We start from the raw sequence: 25,957 nt of genomic DNA, 5'->3' as shown, positions 1-25,957 counted from the left end.
TGGAACAGCGGCGCCCACAGACAGGGAGGTGCTATGAGTATTCGTGATTGGCCGGCGGCCGAGCGACCCCGGGAAAAGCTGCTTGAGCAGGGCTCGGCGAGCCTTTCGGATGCAGAGTTGCTGGCCATATTTTTGAGAACAGGTGCAGCGGGCAAAAGCGCCGTGGACCTGGCGCGTCACCTGTTGGGCAAGTTTGGCAGCCTGCGGGCGTTACTGGAGGCCGATCAGCCGGCGTTCAGTGCGGAATTGGGGCTGGGGCCGGCAAAATTTGCGCAACTGCAGGCGGTGCAGGAAATGAACCGGCGGCATCTGGCGGAACGGTTGCGTGTGCGTTCGGCGCTGGAAAACCCCCAGGCCGTTCGCGATTATCTGAAATCGATGCTGCGCCACGAGCAACAGGAAGTGTTCGGTTGCCTGTTTTTGGACTCGCGGCATCAGGTACTGGCCTTCGAGGCGTTGTTTCGCGGCTCCATCGACAGTACCGCCGTCCATCCCCGTGAGGTGGTCAAGCGCGCACTGGCCAACAATGCCGCCGCGCTCATCCTGTGCCACAACCATCCCTCGGGCAACGCCGCCCCCAGCCAGGCGGACCGCCAGCTGACCAAGCGGCTGCAGGAGGCCCTGCAGCTGATTGATGTGCGCATACTCGATCATTTCATCGTGGGCGATGGGGATCCGTTGTCGATGGCCGAGTACGGGTGGATGTAGTGGCGCTAAAGCCAGTGGGAGCTGGCTTGCCAGCGATAGCGTCAGTTCAGTCAGCGAATTCATGCCTGATCCACCGCCATCGCTGGCAAGCCAGCTCCCAGAGGGTGTGCGGTGGTGCGGTTACTTAAAGCTTACCTTCGAATAATCCTGGCGACCAAACGGGCTCACCGAATACCCCTCGACGTTCTTGCGCAGCAAGGCAAAGGCGGTGGGGTGCGCCAGTGGCAGCCAGAGGGCCTGTTGCTGGATTTGCGCCTGGGCCTGCTCATACAGCTTGGTGCGCACACCCTGCTCGGACGTGGTCTTGCCAGCGCCGATCAGTTTGTCCAGGTCCTGGTTGCAGTAACGGGCGAAGTTGGTGCCGGACTTGACCGCCGCGCAGGAAAACTGCGGCGTCAGGAAGTTGTCCGGATCGCCGTTGTCACCCGCCCAACCCATGAACAGCAGGTCATGCTCGCCCGCCTTGGCGCGGCGGATGACCTCGCCCCACTCGATCACGCGAATCTCGGCCTGGATGCCAATTTCCGCCAGGTCCGACTGCAGCATCTGCGCGCCGAGACTTGGGTTGGGGTTCAGCAGGCTGCCGGAAGGGCGGGTCCAGATGGTGGTCTGGAAGCCGTCCTTGAGCCCGGCCTTGGCCATCAATGCCTTGGCCTTCGCAATGTCGTGGGCGTAGCCCGGCAAGCCTTTGGCGTAACTCCAGGTATTAGGCGGGTAGGGCCCGGCGGCGGGTTCGGCCGTGTCTTCGAACACCGCCTTGACGTAATTGGCCTTGTCGAAGGCGAGGTTGATCGCCTGGCGCACTTCAACCTTGTCCAGCGGCGGATGCTGGCTGTTGATGGCGACGAATGCCGTCATGAAGGCGTCGGTCTTTTCCACTTTAACGTCCGGCTCTTTCAGCGCGGCCTGTACGTCCAGCGGTTTGGGTGACAGGGCGATCTGGCACTCGTTGCGGCGCAGCTTCTGCAGGCGAACGTTGGCGTCCGGGGTGATGGCAAATATCAGCGGATCAACCGAGGGCTTGCCACGGAAGTAATCCGGGTTGGCCTTGTAGCGAATCGAGGCGTCTTTCTGGAAGCGCGTGAAGACGAACGGGCCGCTGCCGATAGGCTGACTGTTGAGCTTCTCCGGCGTGCCGGCTTTCATCAGCTTGTCCGCGTACTCGGCGGAATAGATCGAAGCGAAGCCCATGCTCAGGGTCGGCAGGAAGGTCGAATCCGGGTGGTCGAGGGTGAAGCGCACTGTAAGCGGGTCCAGCGCATCGATCTTCTTGATCAGCGCCGGCAGTTGCATCGACTGTGCATGCGGGAAGCCGCTCTGCGCCACTTTGTGCCAAGGGTTTGCCGGGTCCAGCATGCGATCGAAACTGAACTTCACATCTTCGGCAGTCAGCTCGCGGGTGGGCGTGAAATAGTCGGTGCGGTGGAATTTCACCTGAGGATGCAATTTGAACACGTAGCTCAGGCCGTCCGCAGAAACTTCCCAGCTGTCGGCAAGGCCCGCAACCACTTTGCCGCTGGCCGTATCGAAGTCCACCAGGCGATTCATCAGCACATCGGCTGATGCATTGGTGGTGGTCAGCGAGTTGTATTGCACCACGTCGAACCCTTCAGGGCTGGCCTCGGTGCAGACGCTCAGGGCCGCAGCCATGGCGTGCGGGCTCAGCAGGAGAGGGGCGAGCAACAGCGGTAGGGCAGCGAGGCGCATGGTCGGTTTCCTTTACAGATCGAAGGCCCATCTGCAAGTGCAGTCTGGAAAAGGCTTACCCTAGATGGCTCCTTTGCAAATGACTATCCCCATTTTCATTTTAGGGGGACTATGTGCGATTGATTTCCGTGTGCGGCGATCTGTGAAACCGCGAAACGGGCTGTCGGTTGATTCTCTGCGACGAGCGGTCAATATCCCTCACAGCCTTTATCCAAGGCGCTCAAAGCCTGAAAAACTCGGTTTTTATCGACTCCACGCACACAGAATGTTGTTGCTCTGCGGTCTTTCTGGTATAAAGCAGCGCTCTTTTCTAGGGGCCCGGTTCCTTCACTGTAGGTGTAGCCGGTAAGACCTCTAAAGAAACGCGGCGCCTGGCGCCAAATGACTGAGAGATTAAGCGGCCAACCCATGCCGGGTTGGGCATGTGGTTTTAGAGGGCTGAGGCATGTCGAGAGTATGTCAAGTTACCGGTAAGGGTCCGGTGACTGGGAATAACATTTCCCACGCAAACAACAAAACCCGTCGTCGTTTCCTGCCGAACCTGCAGCATCATCGCTTCTGGGTTGAAGAAGAGAAACGTTTCGTGCGTCTGCGCGTATCTGCTAAAGGCATGCGTATCATCGACAAGCGTGGCATCACTGTCGTGCTGGCCGAAATCCGCAAAGCTGGCAAGATCTAAGGAGCTAAATCATGCGTGAAAAAATTCGAATGATTTCCAGCGCCGGTACTGGTTACTTCAAAACTACCGACAAAAACAAGCGTACTACTCCGGACAAGCTCGAGCTGATGATGTTCGATCCGCGCGTTCGCAAGCACGTTATGTTTAAAGAAGGTAAAATCAAGTAATTGATTTTTCCTACTTACGAAAAAGGCCCGGATCGCGAGATACGGGCCTTTTTTGTTGCCTGTCGATTATGCGTTGCCTGCCAGGGGCCTTTAGTGAGCAGGCCCGCGCCTACATTTGATTTTCAGTGAGCACAGAATTTGTGCCCGACGACGATCCAGTGTGGGAGCGGGCTTGCTCGCGAAGAGGCCGGCCGAGCCAACCACAATCCTCAGGCCTTCTGTTCGAACGCTACGTAGATCTTGCGGCACGGCTCCAGCACCTCCCAGGTGCCTTTGAAGCCTGCCGGAATGACAAAACGATCTCCCGCGCGTACGGTTTTGCTGTTGCCGTCATTGTCGCGCAGCACTGAAACGCCTTGAACGATTTCGCAGTACTCGTGTTCGGTGAAATTCACCAGCCACTGGCCAACTGCACCCTCCCACACACCTGCACTGAGCTGGCCGCAAGGGCTGTTGTAGTGGTTGTACACTGCTTGTTCGGGATCGCCCTTGAGGATTCTGGCGTCGTCCGGCCGATAGCGATCGGGCTGGATGTCGGCCTGGCTGAAATCGGCGATGTCCTGGATGTTCATTGTTGTAATCCCCAGTGATTGCGTTGGAAAGCCCGAAGTCTATGTTTATTAAAATGAACATCGCAAGGCCGTTTGCCGGCCTTATGTCAAATATATTGAAACTTCACCTGCCGCTGGTTTAGGGTGGCGGTTGCCTTGGGCCGAACATGCGGGATGGCCGGGCGGAATTCCTGAGAACGTCCGCGAAGAACGCAGGGCGCTCGTATTCAACAAGAGGAGGACACTCGTATGACCACCCTGACTCGTGCCGATTGGGAACAACGGGCTCGCGATCTGAAGATCGAAGGCCGTGCCTACATCAATGGTGAATACACCGATGCGGTCTCTGCCGAGACCTTCGAGTGCATCAGCCCGGTAGATGGCCGCCTGCTGGGCAAGATCGCCAGCTGCGACGCCGCCGACGCCCAGCGCGCTGTTGAAAACGCTCGCGCCACTTTCAATTCCGGTGTGTGGTCGCGCCTGGCGCCGACCAAACGCAAAGCCACCATGATTCGTTTTGCCGGCTTGCTTAAACAGCACGCCGAAGAGTTGGCCCTGCTTGAAACCCTGGACATGGGCAAGCCGATCAGCGATTCCCTGCACATCGACGTTCCTGGCGCGGCCCAAGCCCTGAGCTGGAGCGGTGAAGCCATCGACAAGATCTACGACGAAGTCGCTGCCACTCCGCACGATCAGCTGGGCCTGGTCACCCGTGAACCGGTTGGCGTTGTCGGCGCCATCGTGCCGTGGAACTTCCCCCTGATGATGGCCTGCTGGAAGCTCGGCCCGGCGTTGTCCACCGGTAACTCGGTGATTCTCAAGCCGTCCGAAAAATCGCCGCTGACTGCCATTCGCATCGCGGCGCTGGCCGTTGAGGCCGGTATTCCCAAAGGCGTGCTGAACGTCCTCCCGGGCTACGGTCATACCGTCGGCAAGGCGCTGGCCCTGCACAACGATGTCGACACGCTGGTGTTCACCGGTTCGACCAAGATTGCCAAGCAGCTGCTGATCTACTCGGGCGAGTCGAACATGAAGCGCGTGTGGCTGGAAGCGGGCGGCAAGAGCCCCAACATCGTTTTCGCCGATGCGCCGGACCTGCAAGCCGCTGCCGAGTCGGCGGCTGGCGCCATCGCTTTCAACCAGGGCGAAGTCTGCACCGCCGGTTCGCGCCTGCTGGTCGAGCGTTCGATCAAGGACAAGTTCCTGCCGCTGGTGATCGAGGCGCTGAAGACCTGGAAGCCGGGCAACCCGCTGGACCCTGCGACCAACGTCGGTGCGCTGGTAGATACCCAGCAAATGAACACCGTGCTGTCCTACATCGAATCTGGTCATGCCGACGGCGCCAAACTGGTGGCGGGCGGCAAGCGAATCCTTCAGGAAACCGGTGGTACTTACGTTGAACCGACGATTTTCGACGGCGTGAGCAATGCGATGAAAATCGCCCAGGAAGAGATCTTCGGCCCAGTGCTGTCGGTCATCACCTTCGACAGCGCCGAGGAAGCGGTGCAAATCGCCAACGACACGCCGTATGGCCTGGCTGCAGCGGTATGGACTGCGGACATCTCCAAGGCACACCTGACCGCCAAGGCGTTGCGTGCCGGTAGCGTCTGGGTCAACCAATATGACGGCGGCGACATGACCGCGCCATTCGGCGGCTTCAAGCAATCGGGTAATGGTCGCGACAAATCGCTGCATGCGTTCGACAAGTACACCGAGCTGAAGGCGACCTGGATCAAGCTGTAAGTCTGTGTGGAGCCTGATTACATATCGGGCTCCTGAACGACTCTGATCCCCTGTGGGAGCGGGCTTGCCCGCGATAGCAATCTGACAGCCAACCCATGTTGAATGTTAGGGCGCCATCGCGGGCAAGCCCGCTCCCACAGTGTTTTGTGTTGTTTGTTAAAAATAATATCCACAGGAGCGTGGACCATGCGTTGGGCGACGTATTTCGCCGTGTTGGCGTCTGTCTTGAGTGTTGGCCTGGCCCTGGGCGTCAGCATGCCGCTGGTGTCGTTTCGCCTGGAAAGCTGGGGGTATGGCTCCTTTGCTATCGGTGTGATGGCGGCGATGCCGGCGATCGGTGTGTTGCTGGGGGCGAAGATTTCCAGTCACTTGGCAGCGCGCCTCGGCACGGCCAACCTGATGCGCCTTTGCCTGTGGGCGGGGGCGCTGTCCATTGGCTTGCTGGCATTGTTGCCGAGTTATCCGGTGTGGCTGGCGTTGCGGCTGATGATCGGGGTGATCCTGACCCTGGTGTTTATCCTCGGTGAAAGCTGGATCAATCAGTTGGTGATCGAGCAATGGCGCGGACGCTTGGTCGCTCTGTACGGCAGCGCCTATGCGTTGAGCCAACTGGCCGGCCCGTTGCTGCTGGGGGCCGTTGGCACCGATCATGATTACGGATTCTGGGTCGGTGTCGCCCTGCTGATGATTGCGCCGTTGCTGTTGCTGGGCCGTAGCGGGGCACCGAGCAGCGAAGCGTGCAGTGTGACTTTCAGGGACTTGTTGGGTTTTTGCCGCGGTTTGCCGGCGATCGCCTGGGCGGTGTCGCTGTTCGCAGCGTTTGAAGCGATGATTTTGACCTTGCTACCGGTTTATTGCCTGCGTCAGGGCTTCACCACGGAAATCGCCCTGGCGATGGTCAGTACGGTGGTGGTGGGGGATGCACTGCTGCAGTTGCCGATCGGTGCACTGGCGGATCGTTTGTCCAGGCGCACGCTGTTTACCGGGTGTGCGGTGATTCTGCTGGTGTCGAGCCTGGCGATTCCGTTCCTGATCGACACCCTGCTGATCTGGCCATTGTGGGTGCTGTTTGGCGCGAGCGCGGGCGGCTTGTTCACCTTGTCGCTGATCCTCATTGGCGAGCGCTATCGGGACGATGCGCTGGTGCGCGCCAATGCGCATATTGCCCAATTGTGGGGGATCGGCTGTCTGGTCGGGCCACTGGTTGCCGGTGCCGGCAGCCAGTGGATCAGTGGCCATGCGTTGCCGCTGTTGATGGCAGCAGGGGCGTTGGGCTTGGTGATCCTGCTGTCGCGGCAGGGGGCGTTTGGTGCCGTGCAACCGGCTTAGATCAAAAGATCGTCCGAACGCGGCCCGAGCCTTCGGCAGCTCCTACAGGAAATTGCATTTTCAATTGTAGGAGCTGCCGAAGGCAGCGATTTTTTGCCCTTCTACAACATCCGCTCCAGGCCTACGGCCGTGCTGAACCATGCATTGAAGCGACGCCACCAGCTGCCAGGTTCTTTGGTCAGCACGTGCATCTTGCCGTCATCTTCGGTCACCCAGACGATCTGGTCGTCCTGCAGTTTCACCTGGTAACTCAAGGCCGGCGCCATGCCCTCCAGCGCCGATTTGCGCACATGCGCAGCGAGTTCAGGGCTGTCGACCAGTACGCCGACTTCGGTATTCCACAGGACCGAGCGCGGGTCGAAGTTGAAGGAGCCGATGAACGACTTCTGCTGATCGAAAATGATCGCCTTGCTGTGCAGGCTGGAATCGGAGCCGCGGTAGGACTTGCTGGAGAAAATGTGCGGGCCGCTACCGCCGCCTTCGCCCGGCTGACGGCGTAACTCGAACAACTTCACGCCGTGTTCAAGCAACGCTCTGCGGTAAGGCGCGTAGCCGCCGTGCACCGCCGGCACATCGGTGGCCTCCAGTGAGTTGGTGAGCAAGGTCACCGAGACGCCGGCATCGGCGCGGCCGGTCAGGTACACCAGCCCCGGCTGTCCCGGCACGAAGTAAGCCGAGATGAGGATCAGCTCCTTGCTCACCCCGTTCAATTCCGGCGCCAACTGAGTGGTCAGCAGCAGCTGCGGATCGGGTTCACCTTTTGCCAGCACCTTGCTTGGCGCATCCCAAAGCGCCTGGTTCCAGGCCCAAATCAGCTCCCGGCGCCAGATGTCCATGCGCGGATTGGTGTTGTAGGTCGTCAAATGCTGGTAGAGCGCGTGATTCTGCTTGCGGGTTTCTTCCAGGGATTGCTCAAGCCGGGTGCGGGTGTCTTGCAAGTCTTTGTGCGTAGGCCGGCTCGACAGGAACTGGTCGATCGGTTTGCTCAGCGCGCTGTTCCAGTACTGATCGAAGCTGTGCCCCAGCTGTTCGGCCACCGGGCCGACGCTGAGCATGTCGATGTCGGTGAAATTCAGGTTGGGCTCGGCGTCGAAGTATTCATCGCCCAGATTGCGCCCGCCGACGATGGCCACGCTATTGTCCGCCAGCCACAGCTTGTTGTGCATGCGTCGGTGCTGTTGCGACAGGTTGAACAGGCGGCCCATGTTGCGCGTCACGCCCGTAGAGCGGCCCAGGTGCAGCGGGTTGAACAGGCGGATCTGAATGTGCTCGTGCGCCGCCAGGGTCGCGATCACCCAGTCCAGACCATCACTGGTGGTGTCATCGAGAAGGATTCTGACCCGCACACCACGGTCGGCCGCCTTGAGCAGCTCTTCGATCAGCATTCGCGTGCTGATACCGTCGTGGACGATGTAGTACTGCAGGTCGAGGCTGCTCTGGGCATTGCGGATCAGCTCTGCGCGCGCCATGAACGCTTCACTGCTGTTGGACAGCAGGCGAAAACCTGACCTGCCCTCATGAGGTGCTGCCTGGGCCTGGATCGACCGGCCGAACGCCGAATCGCTCGCAGGCAGGGCCTGGCTGGGTTCGCGTGTCACATCCAGGCTGGCGCAGCCTCCCAGGAGCGAGGCGAGGAGCACAAGAGCGAGCAGGGGGTGTCTGACTCTCACGTAGGATCGTTCCGATTGGCGGCTGGGGACGGCATATGGACGCTGGTTTAGGCAGAAAGGTCAGTCGTGGATGTGATCAGTTTCCGCCAGCAGCCTGATCGCCGCCGCGCCGACCTTTCGCACCGCTTCTTCGATGAGCGGTGTTGGTTTGGCAGCGTAGTTCATCCGCAGGCAATTACGGTATTTGCCGGAGGCGGAGAAAATGCTGCCCACGGCAATCTGTACGCCCTGATCGTGCAAGGCACGATTCAGTTTCAGGGTGTCGAAGCCGTCCGGTAACTCGACCCACAGCATGAAACTGCCTTGGGGCCGGCTGGCGCGAGTGCCCGCAGGGAAGTAGCGCGTAACCCAGTCGATCATCAGGTCGCGGTTGCGTTGGTATTGGCTGCGCATGCGTCGCAGATGCGGCTCGAAATGCCCGGACTTGAGAAATTCCGCGATGGCGATCTGTGGCTGCGGCGCCGTAGAACCGGTGCTGATGTATTTCATGTGCAGCACCCTTTCCAGATACCGTCCGGGCGCTACCCAGCCAATGCGCAGACCCGGCGCCAGGGTCTTGGAAAATGAACTGCACAGCAGGACGCGGCCGTCTTCATCAAAGGATTTGATGGTGCGCGGTCGCGGGTAGGTGTAGGAAAGTTCGCCATAGACATCGTCCTCGACAATCGCCACGTCGAAACGCTGGGCGAGCGTCAACAATGCGCGTTTACGCGACTCCGGCATGATGTAGCCCAGCGGGTTATTGCAGTTGGGGGTCAACTGTATGACCTTGACTGGCCACTGTTCCAGTGCCAGTTCCAGCGCATCCAGGCTGATGCCGGTGATGGGGTCAGTCGGGATTTCCAGGGCCTTCATGCCCAGGCCCTTGAGGGTTTGCATGGCACCATGAAAACTCGGCGAATCCACCGCCACGATGTCTCCCGGCTCGCAAATTGCCCGGATACTGGTGGATAACGCTTCATGGCAGCCAGTGGTGACGACCAGATCGCTGGCGCTTAGCTGACAGCCGGAATCGAGCATCAGCCGCGCAATCTGTTCGCGCAGTTCGAGTGTGCCGTGGATGTTGTCGTAATACAGGCCGGGCATGTCCTGGCGCCGGCTGATGCGCGCAAGGTTGCGCAGTAACGGTTTCATGGTCGGTGTGGTGATGTCGGGCATCCCACGGCCCAGTTGCACCACATCCTTGCGCGGTACTGCGCGAATCAGCTCCAGCACTTGGTCCCACTGGGAAATATCCACCGGCCGCTGCGCCGGCCGGCCTACCGCTGGCAGCTCCGGAAGCTTGCGGCTGGCGGGCACAAAGTAGCCCGACTTGGGCTTGGGCATCGCCAGGCCACTGTCCTCAAGGACGCGATAAGCCTGTTGAACCGTACTCAGGCTCACGCCGTGCTCGACACTCAGCGCCCGCACCGAAGGCAGCCGATCGCCGGGGCGATAGAACCCCTGTTCAATACGCGTGCCTAGCAAGTCGGCAAGGTTGACGTAGAGGGTCATGGCGCAGTCTCGCTATGTATTGTTCGGTCGACCAGTACAGATCAGCTGAAATTCGACAATTCAGAGCCAATTCGCCCAATCTGTATGGATTTAATACGCAAAGTTTGGATCTGTCACGGTTTTGCTCGTCCGCGCATCATCAAACCTCTTGCTACCCAAGTAAACAGGAGTCAACACGATGAACGGCTTGAGCGATGTGCGGCTGACGTTACACAGTCAGGAACTGGCGAAAGGGCAGGAAAACGGCACGCGTGAGGCGAACATGCGCAACGCGCCGTCCGGCCTGAGTCGCTGGGATCTGTTCTGGCATCGTCTGCACACGCGCAAGGCGTTGCTGGGACTTTCGGCGGAGCAGCTTCGGGATATCGGGCTGAGTCCGGAGCAGGCGCGGGAGGAGGGGCTCAAACCGTTTTGGCGGATCTGAGATGTGCACTGTTCTCATCGGCCTCATCGCGGGCAAGCTTTGCTCCCACAGGTATGGCGTCAATCACATAATTGTCGCCGAACCTGTGGGAGCAAAGCTTGCCCGCGATGAGGGCCGAAAGTACACAGACAAATGATCAGACCAACTCTTTGAGCCGATGCCACAACATTCCCAACGCCAGCAACGGCGAACGCAAATGCTTGCCGCCAGGGAATGTGATGTGCGGCACCTTGGCAAACAGATCGAACCCACCCCCCTGCTGGCCGCTGATGGCCTCGGCGAGCAGTTTGCCCGCCAGGTGGGTCGCGTTCACCCCATGACCCGAATAGGCCTGGGCGTAATACACGTTCGGCTGATCCTTGAGCCGGCCTATTTGTGGCAGGCGGTTGGCACCGATGCCAATCATGCCGCCCCATTGATAATCGATCTTCACGCTCCCCAACTGTGGGAAGACCTCGAGCATCTTCGGCCGCATGTAAGCCGCGATGTCGCCTGGATCGCGCCCCGAGTAATGGCAGGCGCCGCCAAACAGCAGGCGCCGATCCGCCGAGAGCCGGTAGTAGTCCAGCGCCACCCGTTGATCACACACCGCCATGTTCTGCGGCAGCAGTGAATGAGCCTGCTCTTCGCTCAGGGGTTCGGTGGCGATGATGTAGCTGCCCGCAGGCAGCACTTTGCCGCTGAGTTCAGGGTTGAGCCCGTTGAGATAGGCGTTGCATCCCAGGACCAGGGTCTTGGCGCGGACCGAGCCGTGGAGCGTGTGGACTTTGACTTGCGGGCCATACTCGATGCGGGTCACCGCCGACTGTTCAAACAACCGGGCGCCCAATTGCTGCGCGGCAGCCGCTTCGCCGAGCGCCAGGTTGAGCGGGTGCAGATGCCCGGAGCCCATATCGATGAGGCCGCCCACATACCGATTGGAGCCCACCACCGTGTGCATTTCTTCGGCGTGTAACAGCCGGGTTTCGTAGCGATAACCGAGCTCATGCAGCTCGGCGGCATCTTCGGCGAAACCTTGCAGATCACCGGGCTTGTTGGCGAGGTCGCAATAACCCCAGGTCAGGTCACACGGAATCTGGAAGCGTTCGACCCGCTGGCGGACGATTTCCACCGCCTCCAGGCCCATGAGTTTCATCTGGCGCACGCCGTCGGCGCCGATCACGTTGGCGAACTGGTCGATCCCATGGCCGACTCCACGAATCAGCTGCCCGCCGTTGCGGCCGCTGGCTCCCCAGCCAATCTTATGGGCTTCGAGCAGCACCACATTGAAGCCTCGCTCGGCCAATTCCAGTGCCGTGTTCAGCCCGGAGAAGCCTCCGCCAACCACGCAGACGTCAGCCACCACGTCGCCCTGCAATATCGGATGATCAGGTTGCGCCAGGCTGCTGGCGGCGTAGTAAGAGCGCGTGTGCTGGTGGCTCGCGACCGGTTGCTGAGCACGGGCATTCATGTGCGTGTTCCTGATTCGGGTGTCTGGAAAATTTGACCGAGCATAAGCCGGACCTTCAAGGCCGGGCAACACTGGTCGGTTCGCGCTGTCTGGATGGGCGCTTTTGCTGCACAATTGCGCTCTATTTCGCTGCTTTGGTCACTGTTTCGATGAGCTGCAACAGTCAGAAAATTCGCGCCCTGCGCCAGCAGATACCCTCGTTCGAGTGCGTGCCCGGCTGCCATGACTGCTGTGGGCCGGTGACCACCTCGCCGGAAGAAATGTCCCGCCTGCCGCGCAAGACCCGCGCCGAACAGGACGCGGCAATGGATGAGCTCAACTGTGTGCACCTGGGCCCGAATGGTTGCACGGTGTATGGCGAGCGGCCGCTGATCTGCCGGCTGTTTGGCACCACCAAAACCTTGCCGTGCCCCAATGGGCGTGGGCCTGTGGAGTTGATTCATCCACGGGTGGAGAAGCAGATTCATGAGTACATGGCGTCGACCCGACAGGTGTTGGTTTAAACGTCGAAAGTCAAAAGATCAATCCGGAATCGGCAAACACAGGCTCTCCTTCACCTCTTCCATCACGATGTAGCTCTTGGATTCGCGCACATGCGGCAGCTTGAGCAGGATGTCTCCGAGCAGTTTGCGGTACGAAGCCATCTCGGAAATCCGCGCCTTCACCAGATAGTCGAAATCTCCTGACACCAGGTGGCACTCCAGCACGTGCGGCAGTTTCAGCACGGCACGGCGAAACTCCTCGAATGTATCTCCGGATTTGTAGTCCAGGCTGATCTCGACGAACACCAGCAGGCTACCCTTGAGGTGCTGCGGATTCAGGCGGGCGTTGTAGCCCATGATGATCCCTTCACGCTCCAGGCGCCTGACCCGCTCGGTGCAGGGCGTAGTCGAGAGCCCGACCTTTTCCCCCAGCTCGGTAAACGAGATGCGCCCGTCCGCTTGCAGGATCCGCAGGATGTTGCGGTCGATCTTGTCCAGCTCACGTTTGGTCTGGGTGTTGGTACGCATAGGGGATGCGCCTCCGTGAAAAGGGTTTTTGCCGAGAATTGTCGCCAAATATAGGCACTTATATAGTGAAAAGCACTGCCTAATCTTTTTTACACTGCGCACATCATTGCTCGAACACAACAAACGTCAGCGGCGTGCCGCGATGAGGGATATGAAAATGCGCGTTATGGTCTTGGGTAGCGGCGTCATCGGTACCGCCAGTGCTTATTATCTGGCTCGAGCCGGGTTTGAAGTGGTGGTCGTGGATCGTCAGCCGGCCGCTGCCATGGAGACCAGTTTCGCCAACGCCGGCCAGGTGTCGCCGGGTTATGCCTCGCCGTGGGCGGCACCGGGTGTACCGCTCAAGGCGATCAAGTGGCTGCTGCAACGCCACGCCCCGTTGGCGATCAAGGCCACCGCCGACATCGACCAGTACCTGTGGATGGCGCAAATGCTGCGCAACTGCACCGCCAGCCGTTATGCGGTGAACAAGGAGCGCATGGTCCGTCTGTCCGAGTACAGCCGTGACTGCCTCGATGAATTGCGCGCTGAAACCGGCATTGCCTACGAAGGCCGCAGCCTCGGCACGACTCAACTGTTCCGTACCCAGGCGCAACTGGATGGCGCGGCAAAAGACATCGCCGTCCTCAAAGAGTCCGGCGTGCCGTTCGAGTTGCTCGATCGCGCTGGTATCGCCCGGGTCGAACCGGCCTTGGCCAGCGTCACCGATATCCTCGCAGGTGCCTTGCGCCTGCCGAACGACCAGACGGGCGACTGCCAGATGTTCACCACCCGCCTGGCCGAAATGGCCGTGAAACTGGGCGTTGAATTCCGCTTTGGCCAGGACATCCAGAAGCTCGACTACGCCGGCGACCGCGTGAATGGCGTGTGGATCGACGGCAAGCTGGAAACCGCTGACCGCTACGTACTTGCGCTCGGCAGCTACTCGCCGCAGCTGCTCAAGCCGCTGGGCATCAAGGCCCCGGTGTATCCGCTCAAGGGTTACTCCCTGACCGTGCCGATCACCAACCCGGCAATGGCGCCGACTTCGACCATTCTCGACGAGACCTACAAGGTCGCAATCACCCGTTTCGACAACCGCATCCGGGTCGGCGGCATGGCGGAGATTGCCGGTTTTGACCTGTCGCTTAACCCGCGTCGGCGTGAAACCCTGGAGATGATCGTCAACGACCTCTATCCTCAGGGCGGCGATCTGGCCCAGGCAAGTTTCTGGACCGGCTTGCGTCCGACTACCCCGGACGGTACGCCGATCGTGGGCGCGACCCCGTTCAGCAATCTGTTTTTGAACACCGGTCACGGCACCCTGGGTTGGACCATGGCATGCGGTTCCGGTCGCTTGCTGGCCGATCTGATGGCGAAGAAAACGCCGCAGATCAGTGCCGAAGGCCTCGATATTTCTCGTTATGGCCACAAAATTCAGGAGTCCGCAAAACATGTCAATCCAGCGCCAGCTCACCAATGAGCGCATGAGCCAGATCGTCGTCCATAGCGGTACCGTGTACCTGTCTGGGCAAGTCGGCGATGATATGAGCGCCGGGATTGAACAGCAGACCCGCGAAACACTGGCCAATATCGAGCGTTTGCTCGATCTGGCGGGGACTGACAAGAACCGCCTGTTGTCGGTCACGATTTACCTGAAAGACATCGACGCGCATTTCGCCGGCATGAACTCGGTGTGGGACAAGTGGCTGCCAAAAGGCGTCGCCCCAGCCCGTGCCACGGTCGAGTCAAAGCTGTGCGAACCGCAAATCCTGGTTGAGCTGTCGGTGGTGGCCGCTCTGCCTTAAGCAAGATCCCTCTCCCGGTGCGACTGGCGGTGTACGCCACCAGTCGCGCCGGTTTTTCTTCCACTGACCGACCAGAAGTCTGCCGCCATGCGTCCTGCCCGTGCCCTGATCGACCTTCAAGCCCTGCGCCACAACTACCAACTGGCCCGTGAAGTCACGGGGGCCAAAGCCCTCGCCGTGATCAAGGCCGATGCCTACGGTCATGGCGCGGTACGGTGTGCCCAGGCCCTTGAAGCCGAGGCGGACGGTTTTGCCGTGGCCTGCATCGAAGAAGCGCTGGAATTGCGGGCTGCAGGCATTCGCGCGCCGGTCCTGTTGCTCGAAGGCTTTTTCGAAGCCGATGAGTTGTCGCTGATCGTCGAGCACGATTTCTGGTGTGTTGTGCATTCGCTGTGGCAACTCGAAGCCATTGAAAAAGCCGCTGTAAGCAAGCCGATCACGGTATGGCTCAAGCTTGACTCGGGCATGCACCGGGTCGGCCTGCATCCGGCGGACTACCAGGCGGCGTATCAGCGGCTGCTGGCCAGCGGCAAGGTCGCGAAGATTGTGCTGATGAGCCACTTCGCCCGTGCTGACGAGTTGCATGATCAATCCAGTGCCGAGCAGGTCGCGGTGTTTGAGTCGGCCCGCCAGGGGTTGTCGGCGGAAATTAGCCTGCGCAACTCCCCGGCGGTGATGGGCTGGCCGCAGGTTCCCAGCGACTGGGTACGCCCAGGCATCATGCTGTACGGCGCGACGCCGTTCGAAGAAGCCAACACGGTGGCCTCGCGCCTGCAACCGGTGATGACCCTCGAGTCGAAAGTCATCTGTGTGCGTGAGCTTCCGGCCGGCGAGCCGATTGGCTATGGCGCCCGTTTTGTCACCCCGAAGCCGATGCGCGTTGGCGTGGTGGCTATGGGTTATGCCGATGGTTATCCGCGCCAGGCGCCCACCGGTACGCCGGTCATGGTCGCCGGGCAGCGTAGCCAGTTGATTGGCCGGGTGTCGATGGACATGTTGTGCATCGACCTGACCGACGTGCCACAGGCTGGCCTCGGCTCAACCGTCGAACTGTGGGGCCGGAACGTCCTTGCCAGCGAGGTCGCAGCGGCTGCTGACACGATTCCTTACCAGATATTCTGCAATTTGCGTCGGGTGCCAAAGCTCTATTCCGGGGTTTGACGCAAGGCACGGTGTGCACAATATCGCCTCGCCCAACAGGATTCAGGTCCAAGTGTTGTAAATACTGAACGCTGTCGCCATGATAACGCTCAATATTCCAACAACCTGAATTCCTGGAGGCTCCTGCATTGGACGTCGGTGAACGACTGCAATCCATCCGTAAGCTCAAGGGTCTCTCCCAGCGTGAGCTCGCCAAGCGCGCGGGTGTTACCAACAGCACCATCTCGATGATCGAGAAGAACAGCGTCAGCCCCTCGATCAGTTCGTTGCGCAAGGTGTTGGGCGGAATTCCCATGTCCATGGTCGAGTTCTTTTCCGAAGAAATCCTGCAGGAAAAACCGACCCAGATCGTCTACAAGGCCAATGAGCTGATCGATATCTCCGATGGTGCAGTGACCATGAAGCTGGTCGGCCGTGCTCATCCGACTCGCGCCATTGCGTTCCTCAACGAAATCTACCCGCCGGGCGCCGACACCGGTGACGAGATGCTCACCCATGAAGGTGAGGAGACCGGGATTCTGCTTGAGGGTCGACTGGAATTGGTGGTCGGGCTTGAAACATTTGTGCTCGAGGCGGGCGATAGCTACTACTTTGAAAGTACCAAGCCGCACCGTTTCCGTAATCCGTTCGATGCACCGGCGCGGCTAATCAGCGCAGCGACACCGGCGAATTTCTGACGCAAGAGGCGTCCTGCCAGTACCGCAGAGGCGCCCGAAGCGTTTTAACGCCATGGAACAAGACCCCTTCGACTTTGGGGTTGTTTCAGTGTGGCGGGCTTACCGTTATACTTGCGCCCGCCTGCGAACCGTGGCCGTGGGCGTGACTAGCCACCATTGAGGGTGAACGCGTGAACCTAATTATGAAAATGCTGGCTGTACCAGCAACCGTACTGGCCCTATGGGCTGTCAGCGCTCAAGCTGCGACGAATGACGATATTGCCAAGCGCCTTGAACCCGTCGGCAAGGTCTGTGTAACAGGTCAAGAGTGCAAAGGTATGGAAGTCGCTGCTTCTGTCGGCGGCGGTGATGCCAAGACGCCTGACTCTATCATTGCAAAACATTGCAACGCTTGCCACGGCTCCGGCCTGCTGGGCGCACCAAAAATTGGTGACACTGCAGCCTGGAAGGAACGTGCGGATCACCAGGGCGGCCTCGACGGCATCCTGGCCAAAGCGATCACCGGGATTAACGCAATGCCGCCAAAAGGCACCTGTGCTGACTGCTCCGATGCAGATCTCAAAGGCGCCATCGAGAAAATGTCCGGCTTGAAATAAGCGTTCATCTTCAGCAAAAAAGCCGCTTTCGGGCGGCTTTTTTTGTGGTGCGCCAGGCATGGCGCGTTGCGCGCAAGCGCAACCAGCTTGGCTGTGGTGGCCTCGCTGGTGACTTGGAGGTGAAAGTCCTCTACACACCCGGCAAGGGGAAGTGTTAGCCAGAGGCAAGGGTGTCGCGGGTGACCGCGAATCTGAAGGAAGCCCGAGGCAAAATGCTGGCCTGACGAACAGGAAGCGGATGAGGCGGCGTAGCGGGGTAAGGTAGCCATAATTGCCAAAGCCCAATACTTGCACGGAACGCTATGACGTAGATCCGACAGGCATAAGCAGGAAGGTCGCGCGAATTACCCTGGGAGATCTGCACGTTTGCCATTGTGCTACCGAGCGTCGAGAGGCGACGGGATGAGCGTGCAGAAGTCAGCCGAAGCCGTAGTAAGTGACGAATAACCACGTCACCAAGGGCCGAACAGGTTATGCCGCCAGTAGGCGTCAGAGTCTCGTTGAATACCGAAATGCAGAAATTTCTCCCAGAGAAGACTGTTACTCCGAGTCCCGGACAGAATCCGAGGATGACGGCTGACAGCGCACAGGTATCGACGGCGTCTGTGGCGTGGACGAACGCGGAGCCGGACACGCTGATGGAGCGGGTGCTTGCATCCGCCAACCTTAAGCGTGCGTATCAGCGCGTAGTCAGCAACAAAGGTGCGCCGGGTGCCGATGGCATGACGGTCGACGAATTGGCGGGCTACGTGAAACAGTATTGGCCGACCCTCAAGGCTCGGTTGCTGGCCGGCGAGTATCACCCGCAAGGTGTGCGCGCCGTCGAGATCCCCAAACCCAAAGGCGGGACACGGCAGCTGGGCATTCCCTGCGTCGTGGATCGCCTGATCCAACAGGCACTGCTGCAACAGCTCACGCCGATCTTCGACCCATTGTTCTCGGACTACAGCTACGGTTTTCGTCCGGGCAGAAGCGCTCATCAAGCCGTCGAAACTGCCCGCGCCCATGTGGCGGCGGGTCACCGTTGGTGCGTGGAACTCGATCTGGAGAAGTTCTTTGACCGGGTTAATCACGACGTTTTGATGGCCTACGTGGCGCGTCAAATCGAAGACAAGCGTGTGCTCACGCTGATCCGTCGTTACCTCGAAGCGGGAACGATGTCGGGCGGACTCGTCAGCCGACGGCAGGAAGGGACGCCGCAAGGCGGCCCGCTCTCGCCGTTGCTGTCGAACATCCTGCTCAACGAACTCGATCGCGAATTGGAGCAACGGGGCCATCGCTTCGTGCGCTACGCCGACGATGCGAACATTTATGTGTGCAGTCATCGTGCTGGCGAGCGAGTGATGGCCGGCGTGGAGCGGTTCCTGTATCAGCGCCTTAAATTGACGCTGAACCGGGACAAGAGCCGGGTAGCCGGATCTTGGATGTGCGATTACCTGGGTTACGGGATGAGCTGGCATCAGCAGCCGAGACTAAGAGTTGCGACGACGAGCCTGAGACGCTTGCGTGACCGGCTCAGAGACCTGCTGCGCGGAGCGCGGGGCTGCAAGATGGCGAGCGTCATCGAGCGGATTAACCCCGTACTGCGCGGTTGGGCGGGTTACTTCAAGCTCAGTCAGAGTAAGCGCCCTCTTGAGGAGTTGGACGGCTGGGTGCGGCACAAACTTCGCTGCATCCTCTGGCGCCAATGGAAGCAGCCCTCAACGAGGGCGCGTAACCTGATGGGCTTGGGGATCGACGAAGGACGCGCTCGTAGATCGGCGTCCAATGGGCAGGGCCCTTGGTGGAACTCGGGAGCGTCACATATGAATCAGGCGCTGCCGAAGAAGCTCTGGGATCGGCTCGGTCTGGTCTCGATACTGGATACGATAAACCAGCTTAGCCGTATAACCTGAACCGCCGTATACGGAACCGTACGTGCGGTGGTGTGAGAGGACGGCGGGTGTGAATCCGCCTCCTACTCGATCCTGTAGGAGCGAGCTTGCGCGCGATGATCGTCAACGATGACGCCGGTGACCTGACGCCCCGCGCAAGCGTGCTCCGCCAATTTTCCACTGTTCCAGACTGTTCAATGCAGCAAAGAGCAGGCAAGCTCGGTCCAACCCTGACTCACGGAATGTAAGGGAAGATCAGATGGTTCAGCTGTGTTCTATCGAGCAAGCGGTCGATGACGTCCTGGCACGGTTGCCGGCGCACATTCACATGGGCCTGCCCCTGGGCCTGGGCAAACCCAACCATTTCGTCAATGCGCTGTATCACCGTGTGGCGCAGCTGCCCGAACGCCAGCTGACCGTCTACACCGCGTTGTGCCTGGGCCGACCGGTGCTGGGCGATGGCTTGCAGCGGCGCTTCCTCAAGCCTTTCATCGAGCGGGTGTTCGGCGATTATCCGGAACTGGATTTCCTGGCGGATTTGCTCAAGGACAGCCTGCCGGCCAACGTGCATGTGCAGCAGTTCTTCATGCAGCCAGGCAGCCTGCTCCACAGCGAATCGGCGCAGCAGGATTACGTCAGCAGCAACTACAGCCACGCCGCGCGGGACATCAATGCCGCCGGCTTGAACCTGATCGCCCAGCTTGTGGCCAGCCACAGCGAGCACCCCGATCGCCTGAGCCTGAGCTGCAATTCAGACATCACCCTCGACTTGTTGCCCATGGTGGAAAAACGCCGGGCAGCGGGGGAGACGATCCTGGTGGTCGGGCAGGTGCATAACGATTTGCCTTATATGCCAGGCGACGCTGAAATCGGTATCGATGTCTTCGACCTGTTGATCGATGCCAAGGACGACACCACGCTGTTCTCCACGCCCAACATGCCGGTGGGCTTGCAGGACCATTTCATCGGGCTGCACGCCAGCGCACTGGTGCGCGACGGCGGTACGTTGCAGATCGGCATCGGCTCGATGGGCGATGCGCTGACCGCGGCCTTGCTCGCGCGTCAGGCCGACAGTGACGGCTACAAAGCGCTGTTGGCAGACATCAATCTCAGCCAGTGGGCGCAACTGATCGAGCGCGAAGGCGGTATCGAACCGTTCGCCAGAGGCTTGTACGGTTGCAGCGAAATGTTCGTCAACGGCCTGCTGGTGCTGGCGGATGCCGGGATCGTGCGGCGCAAGGTCTACCCGGATGTGCCGACTCAGCAACGGGCCAATGCCGGCACACTGGATGAGGCCGCACAGACCGATGGCATCTCGGTGCATGGCGGGTTTTTCCTCGGCCCGCGCAGCTTCTACGAGCGCCTGCGCGAGTTGCCGCAGAGCAGGCGGCTCGAATTCAACATGACCCGCATCAGCTACATCAATGAGCTATACGGTCAGGAGGAGCTCAAGCGCCTGCAACGCCTGGATGCTCGTTTCATCAACACGGTCTTCACCATGACCCTGCTGGGTGCCGGCGTGGCCGACCAGCTGGAGGACGGGCGCGTGCTCAGCGGCGTGGGCGGCCAGTACAACTTTGTCGCCCAGGGTCATGCATTGCAAGGCGCGCGCTCGGTGCTGATCTTGCGCAGCTGGCGCGAGGCGGGTGGGGAGGTCAGTTCGAACATCGTCTGGGAATATGGCCATTGCACCATCCCACGGCACCTGCGCGATATTGTGGTGACCGAATACGGCATTGCCGATCTGCGTGGCAAAACCGATGCGGCGGTGATCGAGGCGCTGCTGAATATCAGCGACTCGCGCTTTCAGCCGGGGCTGATCGAGCAGGCGCAGAAGGTGGGCAAGCTGCCGAAAGACTTCCGCATCGATCCGCGATTTGCCGACAATACGCCGCAACGGCTGCAGGCGATTCAGGCGCGGCATCCGCAGTTGTTCCCCGAATATCCGCTGGGGTGCGATTTCACTGAGGTGGAGCGGGATCTGTTGCGGGCTTTGAACTGGTTGAAGAGCAAGTTCAAGCTGACGGAAATCCTGGAGCTGGGCAAGGCGGCGCTGGATGCGCCAGAGGCGTCGCAGTTTCCGGTGCATCTGGAGCGGATGCAGCTGACTAACCCGGACGGATTGAAAGAGGATCTGTTCCAGCGGTTGTTGCTCACCGGCCTCAAGGCCACTTCGCAATAACGCCCAGCACAAGACCAACTGTGGGAGCCAGCCAGCAGGCTGGCTCCCACAGAGAGAACACAATGCGGCAGGTTACTCGATGAAGGTTACAACGCCATCCTTCAGGGACTGCACGCGAGCCAGCGACTCGACGCGATAACCCTGCGAATCCAGCTCGGCACGACCACCCTGGAACGACTTCTCGATCACGATCCCCAGGCCGGCCACGGTCGCGCCGGCTTGCTTGATGATCGAGATCAGCGCCTGGGACGCCTTGCCGTTGGCCAGGAAGTCATCAATGATCAGCACGCGGTCGCTGCTGGTCAGGTGGCGCGGGGAGATCGCCACGGTGCTTTCGGTCTTCTTGGTGAACGAGTAAACGGTCGCCGACAGCAGGTTTTCAGTCAGGGTCAGGGACTGTTGCTTGCGGGCGAAGATCACCGGCACGCCGAGGTTCAGCCCGGTCATGATCGCCGGCGCAATACCAGAGGCTTCAATGGTGACGATCTTGGTGATGCCCGAGTCCTTGAACAGCGCGGCAAATTCATCGCCGATCAGCTTCATCAGGGCCGGGTCGATCTGGTGGTTCAAAAAGGCGTCAACCTTCAGGACCTGATCGGAAAGCACGATGCCTTCTTCGCGGATTTTCTTGTGCAGTGCTTCCATGAAGCTTTCCTCTACCGGCGCGAGATGCGCCTAGCTTGTCAAAAAGTGTTTGGTTAAAAAGTATTCGATTCTAGCGCTTTAACATCGCCCGTATATCCGCCAATGCGGTATTGCCGCGAACGGCTTTGACTTCGACGGGGGTGTCGTCATTGCCTTCCCAGGCCAGGTCGTCCGGCGGCAGCTCATCGAGGAAGCGGCTTGGCGCACAGTCGATGATCTCGCCATATTGCTTGCGCTTGGCCGCGAAGGTGAAGGCCAGGGTCTGGCGCGCGCGGGTGATGCCCACGTAGGCCAGGCGGCGTTCTTCCTCGATGGTGTCGGCTTCGATGCTGGAGCGGTGGGGGAGGATTTCCTCTTCCATGCCCATGATGAACACGTAGGGGAATTCCAGGCCCTTGGAGGCGTGCAAGGTCATCATCTGCACGCCTTCGGCGCCGTCTTCCTCTTCCTGCTGACGTTCCAGCATGTCGCGCAACACCAGTTTGCCGATGGCGTCTTCGACGGTCATCTCGCCTTCTTCGTCCTTCTCGAGGGTGTTTTTCAATGCCTCGATCAGGAACCAGACGTTGCCCATCCGGTAATCGGCCGCCTTGTCGCTGGAGCTGTTGGTGCGCAGCCAGTTCTCATAGTCAATGTCCATGACCATGCTGCGCAGCGCCGAAATCGGATCTTCGCCGGCACACTGCTCGCGGACCCTGTCCATGAAGCGCTTGAAGCGTGACAGGCGATCGGTGAACCGCGTATCCAGGTGTTCGCCCAGGCCGATTTCGTCAGTGGCCGCGTACATCGAGATCTTGCGTTCGGTGGCGTAGTTACCGAGTTTTTCCAGGGTGGTCGAGCCGATTTCCCGGCGTGGGACGTTGATCACTCGCAGGAAGGCGTTGTCGTCGTCCGGGTTCACGATCAGGCGGAAGTAGGCCATCAGGTCTTTCACTTCCTGGCGCCCGAAGAAGCTGTTACCGCCCGACAACCGATACGGAATCTGGTGGTGTTGCAGTTTCAGCTCGATCAGCTTGGCCTGGTAGTTGCCGCGGTACAGGATCGCGAAATCGCTGTAGGGCCGGTCAGTGCGCAGGTGCAGGGTCAGCAGTTCCACGGCCACGCGCTCGGCTTCGGCGTCTTCGTTGCGGCAGCGGATCACGCGGATCTCGTCGCCGTGGCCCATCTCGCTCCACAGCTGCTTTTCGAACTCGTGGGGGTTGTTGGAGATCAGCACGTTGGCGCAGCGCAGGATGCGACTGGTGGAGCGGTAGTTCTGCTCGAGCATGACCACTTTCAGGGACGGATAATCGTCCTTGAGCAGCATCAGGTTTTCCGGCCGCGCGCCACGCCAGGCGTAGATCGACTGGTCGTCGTCGCCCACCACGGTGAACTGGTTGCGCGTACCGATCAGCAGCTTCACCAGCAAATACTGGCTGGCGTTGGTGTCCTGGTACTCGTCCACCAGCAGGTAGCGGACCTTGTTCTGCCACTTTTCGAGGATGTCGGCGTGTTCCTGGAACAGCTTTACCGGCAGCAGGATCAGGTCGTCGAAATCCACCGCGTTGAACGCCTTGAGCGTACGTTGATAGTGGGTATAGACGATGGCGGCGGTCTGCTCCTTGGGATTGCGCGCGTTTTCCAGGGCCTCGGCAGGCAGGATGAGGTCGTTCTTCCACGAGCCGATCATGTTCTTGATCTCGTCGACGCCGTCGTCGCCCGCGTATTCCTTCTGCATGATGTCGGTCATCAAGGACTTGACGTCGGCTTCGTCAAAAATCGAGAAGCCGGGCTTGTAGCCCAGGCGAACATGTTCCTTGCGGATGATGTTCAGGCCCAGGTTGTGGAAGGTGCACACGGTCAGGCCGCGGCCTTCGCCGCCCTTGAGCAGGGTGCCGACCCGTTCCTTCATCTCGCGCGCAGCCTTGTTGGTAAAGGTCATGGCGACGATGTACTGGGCGCGGATGCCGCAGTTCTGGATCAGGTGCGCAATCTTGCGCGTGATCACGCTGGTCTTGCCGGAGCCTGCGCCGGCGAGCACCAAAAGAGGGCCGCCGACGTAGCTCACGGCTTCTTGCTGCCGGGGATTGAGTCGGGACATACGGAATCAGGGAGTCGTTTGCGAAATGGGCCGGCATTTTAACAGGCTCAGCAATTTGTGCTGCTCTCTCCGACTTGTGACGCACCACGCTAACTGTATTTGCCGGTTTTGTTACTTTCACGCAGGATACGTGAGGTATTTGCGTCTAATGTTCGTAATTCCTGATACAAAAGCCACGTCTGATAACTGATGTCATTTGGTCATTGGTTGGCGGCCCGGCATAATGCCCGGTGCGTACACCACTGCAGAGTCTAGGGAGCTAGCTTGTCTACGCCTGTCGAACCCTTGCGTTTGCTGCTACTGGCAGAAGAGCCAGCGTGGACAGCGTTGTTGCGCGAGTGTCTGGCTCCAATGGGGAGCTCGGCCGTGCTCATCAGCGCTCCGAATTGGGAGTCTGTCAGCAGTCTGTTCGATGACAACCGCAGCGCGGTGTTGTTGACGATCCCTGCTCTGCAGCCACTTCCCGGTCGTTGCACCTTGCCGACGGTATTGCTGCTCGAACACGAGCCGGCGTCGCCGCCCGATGGCGTGAGCGACTGGTTGGTGCGCGATCTGCTTGATACAGGCATGTTGCAGCGCTGCCTGCGCCATGTGCGCGAACGGGGGCTGCTGGAGACCACCCTGCAGCGTCTGGCCGAGCAGGACCCCTTGACCGGCATCGCCAATCGCCAGGGTTTTCAGACCCTGCTGGCGGCCCGGCTGGTGGAAAACGATGGCCGTGGCCTGGCACTCGGGCACCTGGACCTCGACAACTTTCGTCACGCCAACGACGCGTTGGGGCATCAGGCGGGCGACCGGTTGATCCTGCAAGTCGTTGCCAGGCTCAAAAGCCAGCTGGAGGTGGGTGATCAGCTCGCAAGGTTGGGCAGCGACGAATTTGCACTGCTGATCGACACCCGCCGGGCACCCCAGCGCGCCGAGTGGATGGCCGAACGAATCACCGAAGCACTGGCCGAACCCTACTGGGTCGACGGCGAAAGCCTGTTGATCGGGTCCAGCCTGGGCATCGCCCATGCACGCGCCCAGGCCGGTGCCGACCCGCTGATGTGGCACGCGCACATCGCCATGCAGCAGGCCAAGAGCACCCAGGGCTGTACCTTTCACATCTTCAACGAGCGCATCAATCGCAATGCGCGCAGCATGGCCGACCTGGAAAGCGAACTGCGACGGGCATTGCGCCGTGATGAGCTGGAGCTGCACTACCAGCCGCGACTGAACCTCGAAGACGGGCAGATCGTCGGCCTCGAAGCGCTGGTGCGCTGGCGTCATGCCGAGCGCGGTTTGCTGCCGCCAAGCGAATTCGTGCCCTTGGCCGAGCAGAGCGGGTTGATCGTGCCCCTGGGTTACTGGGTGATTTCCCGTGCACTGCGTGACATGCAGGCCCTGCGCGAGCGCGGGCTGCCGGCGCTGCACATGGCAATCAACCTGTCGTTTCGGCAGTTCCAGGACAGCCAGTTGTTGCCCACCCTCAGCCGCTTGATCATCGAGCGCGGAGTCGAGGCGCAGTGGCTGGAGTTCGAACTGACAGAGACCGCAGTGATGCGCCGCAGCGATCTGGTCAAGCAGACCATGGACGCCCTCGGGCGCCTGGGCGTGCGCTTTTCCCTGGATGACTTCGGTACCGGCTTCTCGTCATTCGTGCACCTCAACAGCCTGCCGATCGCCTTGCTGAAGGTCGACAAGAGTTTTGTCGGCGAGATGGAAGAGCGCGAGGAGAATCGCAAACTGGTGCACGCGATGATCAACCTGGCGCACAACCTCAATCTCGAAGTGGTGGCCGAAGGCGTGGAAACCCCGGAGCAGCTGGATCTGTTGCGTGGGTTTGGCTGTGATCAGGTGCAGGGGTACCTGATCAGCAAGCCGTTGCCGTTGGTGGAGCTGGTTGAATACCTGACCTTCGGTTCCAGCCAACAGGCCGTTGTGGAGGCCATTTAAAAGATCGCCAGAACGCGGCCCGAGCCTTTAACAGCTCCTACATGGGAATGTGTACACCCGTAGTAGCTGCCGAAGGCTCGGGCCGCGT

General features: G+C 60.1%; 23 protein-coding genes. 15 read left to right on the top strand and 8 right to left on the bottom strand.

The features are described from left to right. Positions 1 to 33: 33 nt before the first annotated feature. The gene (radC, locus tag AAEZ09_RS11945) at positions 34 to 708 is read left to right on the top strand and encodes a RadC family protein (RefSeq protein WP_045059187.1); all 675 of its coding nucleotides are present in this window, start codon (positions 34 to 36) and stop codon (positions 706 to 708) included. Positions 709 to 828: 120 nt separating this feature from the next. On the opposite strand, the gene AAEZ09_RS11940 is transcribed toward radC, so the two are convergent. Continuing rightward, entirely contained in the window at positions 829 to 2,415 is a 1,587-nt protein-coding gene (locus AAEZ09_RS11940) for an ABC transporter substrate-binding protein (protein WP_350599570.1), read from the bottom strand. A 445-nt stretch (positions 2,416 to 2,860) separates the two neighbouring features. Between AAEZ09_RS11940 and rpmB the strand changes: the two genes are divergently transcribed. Together rpmB and rpmG are read left to right on the top strand one after the other, a co-directional pair. Next, positions 2,861 to 3,094 (top strand): 50S ribosomal protein L28, encoded by a 234-nt coding sequence (gene rpmB / locus AAEZ09_RS11935; RefSeq protein ID WP_007894701.1) that lies wholly within the window; start codon positions 2,861 to 2,863, stop codon positions 3,092 to 3,094. Between the two features lie 11 nt (positions 3,095 to 3,105). Then, positions 3,106 to 3,261 (top strand): 50S ribosomal protein L33, encoded by a 156-nt coding sequence (gene rpmG, locus AAEZ09_RS11930; RefSeq protein ID WP_045059185.1) that lies wholly within the window; start codon positions 3,106 to 3,108, stop codon positions 3,259 to 3,261. A gap of 209 nt (positions 3,262 to 3,470) precedes the next feature. Here the strand turns inward: rpmG and AAEZ09_RS11925 are convergent, their stop codons facing one another. After that, a complete protein-coding gene (locus AAEZ09_RS11925) occupies positions 3,471 to 3,833 on the bottom strand; it encodes a cupin domain-containing protein (protein ID WP_045059184.1) in 363 nt (120 codons plus the stop codon). A gap of 228 nt (positions 3,834 to 4,061) precedes the next feature. Between AAEZ09_RS11925 and AAEZ09_RS11920 the strand changes: the two genes are divergently transcribed. Further along, the gene (locus tag AAEZ09_RS11920; RefSeq protein ID WP_045059183.1) at positions 4,062 to 5,555 is read left to right on the top strand and encodes an aldehyde dehydrogenase; all 1,494 of its coding nucleotides are present in this window, start codon (positions 4,062 to 4,064) and stop codon (positions 5,553 to 5,555) included. A gap of 186 nt (positions 5,556 to 5,741) precedes the next feature. Beyond that, positions 5,742 to 6,884 (top strand): MFS transporter, encoded by a 1,143-nt coding sequence (locus tag AAEZ09_RS11915; RefSeq protein ID WP_045059182.1) that lies wholly within the window; start codon positions 5,742 to 5,744, stop codon positions 6,882 to 6,884. A 101-nt stretch (positions 6,885 to 6,985) separates the two neighbouring features. Here AAEZ09_RS11915 and AAEZ09_RS11910 read toward each other — a convergent pair whose 3' ends face one another. Both AAEZ09_RS11910 and AAEZ09_RS11905 read right to left on the bottom strand, forming a co-directional pair. Then, positions 6,986 to 8,554: a phospholipase D family protein gene (locus AAEZ09_RS11910; protein WP_350599568.1), complete on the bottom strand. Its 1,569-nt coding sequence runs from the start codon at positions 8,552 to 8,554 to the stop codon at positions 6,986 to 6,988. A gap of 60 nt (positions 8,555 to 8,614) precedes the next feature. After that, positions 8,615 to 10,048 carry an aminotransferase-like domain-containing protein gene (locus AAEZ09_RS11905; RefSeq protein ID WP_350599566.1) on the bottom strand — a complete coding sequence of 478 codons (1,434 nt, stop codon included), beginning with the start codon at positions 10,046 to 10,048 and terminating at the stop codon, positions 8,615 to 8,617. A 178-nt stretch (positions 10,049 to 10,226) separates the two neighbouring features. Between AAEZ09_RS11905 and AAEZ09_RS11900 the strand changes: the two genes are divergently transcribed. Continuing rightward, positions 10,227 to 10,472, top strand: coding sequence for a DUF1127 domain-containing protein (locus AAEZ09_RS11900; RefSeq protein WP_122840994.1), 246 nt, complete (start codon positions 10,227 to 10,229; stop codon positions 10,470 to 10,472). Between the two features lie 136 nt (positions 10,473 to 10,608). Here AAEZ09_RS11900 and AAEZ09_RS11895 read toward each other — a convergent pair whose 3' ends face one another. After that, the gene (locus AAEZ09_RS11895; RefSeq protein WP_350599565.1) at positions 10,609 to 11,922 is read right to left on the bottom strand and encodes an NAD(P)/FAD-dependent oxidoreductase; all 1,314 of its coding nucleotides are present in this window, start codon (positions 11,920 to 11,922) and stop codon (positions 10,609 to 10,611) included. 149 nt (positions 11,923 to 12,071) lie between these two features. Here AAEZ09_RS11895 and AAEZ09_RS11890 point away from each other — a divergent pair, with 149 nt between their 5' ends. Further along, the gene (locus AAEZ09_RS11890) at positions 12,072 to 12,425 is read left to right on the top strand and encodes a YkgJ family cysteine cluster protein (protein WP_045059177.1); all 354 of its coding nucleotides are present in this window, start codon (positions 12,072 to 12,074) and stop codon (positions 12,423 to 12,425) included. Positions 12,426 to 12,443: 18 nt separating this feature from the next. Here the strand turns inward: AAEZ09_RS11890 and AAEZ09_RS11885 are convergent, their stop codons facing one another. Continuing rightward, complete coding sequence (locus tag AAEZ09_RS11885) at positions 12,444 to 12,932, bottom strand: Lrp/AsnC ligand binding domain-containing protein (protein WP_010465173.1); 489 nt, start codon at positions 12,930 to 12,932, stop codon at positions 12,444 to 12,446. 157 nt (positions 12,933 to 13,089) lie between these two features. On the opposite strand from AAEZ09_RS11885, the gene dadA reads away from it, so the two are divergent. The 7 genes from dadA to AAEZ09_RS11850 all read left to right on the top strand — a co-directional run bounded on the left by dadA (position 13,090) and on the right by AAEZ09_RS11850 (position 21,209). Then, the gene (gene dadA, locus AAEZ09_RS11880; RefSeq protein WP_045059199.1) at positions 13,090 to 14,394 is read left to right on the top strand and encodes a D-amino acid dehydrogenase; all 1,305 of its coding nucleotides are present in this window, start codon (positions 13,090 to 13,092) and stop codon (positions 14,392 to 14,394) included. Next, complete coding sequence (locus tag AAEZ09_RS11875) at positions 14,366 to 14,719, top strand: RidA family protein (RefSeq protein WP_205891728.1); 354 nt, start codon at positions 14,366 to 14,368, stop codon at positions 14,717 to 14,719. The genes dadA and AAEZ09_RS11875 overlap by 29 nt, the downstream gene beginning before the upstream one ends. Before the next feature lie 87 nt (positions 14,720 to 14,806). Next, the gene (gene alr / locus AAEZ09_RS11870; protein ID WP_045059175.1) at positions 14,807 to 15,880 is read left to right on the top strand and encodes an alanine racemase; all 1,074 of its coding nucleotides are present in this window, start codon (positions 14,807 to 14,809) and stop codon (positions 15,878 to 15,880) included. A 128-nt stretch (positions 15,881 to 16,008) separates the two neighbouring features. Beyond that, positions 16,009 to 16,557, top strand: a complete 549-nt coding sequence (locus AAEZ09_RS11865) for a cupin domain-containing protein (RefSeq protein WP_045059174.1) — start codon at positions 16,009 to 16,011, stop codon at positions 16,555 to 16,557. 182 nt (positions 16,558 to 16,739) lie between these two features. Next, entirely contained in the window at positions 16,740 to 17,153 is a 414-nt protein-coding gene (locus tag AAEZ09_RS11860; protein ID WP_045059173.1) for a c-type cytochrome, read from the top strand. Positions 17,154 to 17,626: 473 nt separating this feature from the next. Next, positions 17,627 to 19,048 carry a group II intron reverse transcriptase/maturase gene (gene ltrA / locus AAEZ09_RS11855; RefSeq protein ID WP_350599563.1) on the top strand — a complete coding sequence of 474 codons (1,422 nt, stop codon included), beginning with the start codon at positions 17,627 to 17,629 and terminating at the stop codon, positions 19,046 to 19,048. A gap of 238 nt (positions 19,049 to 19,286) precedes the next feature. After that, positions 19,287 to 21,209 (top strand): acetyl-CoA hydrolase/transferase C-terminal domain-containing protein, encoded by a 1,923-nt coding sequence (locus AAEZ09_RS11850; protein ID WP_350599562.1) that lies wholly within the window; start codon positions 19,287 to 19,289, stop codon positions 21,207 to 21,209. A 72-nt stretch (positions 21,210 to 21,281) separates the two neighbouring features. Here the strand turns inward: AAEZ09_RS11850 and AAEZ09_RS11845 are convergent, their stop codons facing one another. Both AAEZ09_RS11845 and rep read right to left on the bottom strand, forming a co-directional pair. Beyond that, positions 21,282 to 21,854, bottom strand: a complete 573-nt coding sequence (locus AAEZ09_RS11845; protein WP_016772573.1) for a xanthine phosphoribosyltransferase — start codon at positions 21,852 to 21,854, stop codon at positions 21,282 to 21,284. Positions 21,855 to 21,924: 70 nt separating this feature from the next. Then, the gene (gene rep, locus AAEZ09_RS11840; protein ID WP_045059317.1) at positions 21,925 to 23,934 is read right to left on the bottom strand and encodes a DNA helicase Rep; all 2,010 of its coding nucleotides are present in this window, start codon (positions 23,932 to 23,934) and stop codon (positions 21,925 to 21,927) included. Positions 23,935 to 24,198: 264 nt separating this feature from the next. On the opposite strand from rep, the gene AAEZ09_RS11835 reads away from it, so the two are divergent. Next, positions 24,199 to 25,869: a putative bifunctional diguanylate cyclase/phosphodiesterase gene (locus AAEZ09_RS11835; RefSeq protein ID WP_045059316.1), complete on the top strand. Its 1,671-nt coding sequence runs from the start codon at positions 24,199 to 24,201 to the stop codon at positions 25,867 to 25,869. Positions 25,870 to 25,957 lie beyond the last annotated feature (88 nt).

The sequence above is a fragment of the Pseudomonas sp. 65/3-MNA-CIBAN-0223 genome (assembly GCF_040310425.1).
GTDB classification, from domain to species: domain Bacteria; phylum Pseudomonadota; class Gammaproteobacteria; order Pseudomonadales; family Pseudomonadaceae; genus Aquipseudomonas; species Aquipseudomonas gregormendelii.
This window is presented reverse-complemented; position numbering and strand designations above follow the sequence as displayed.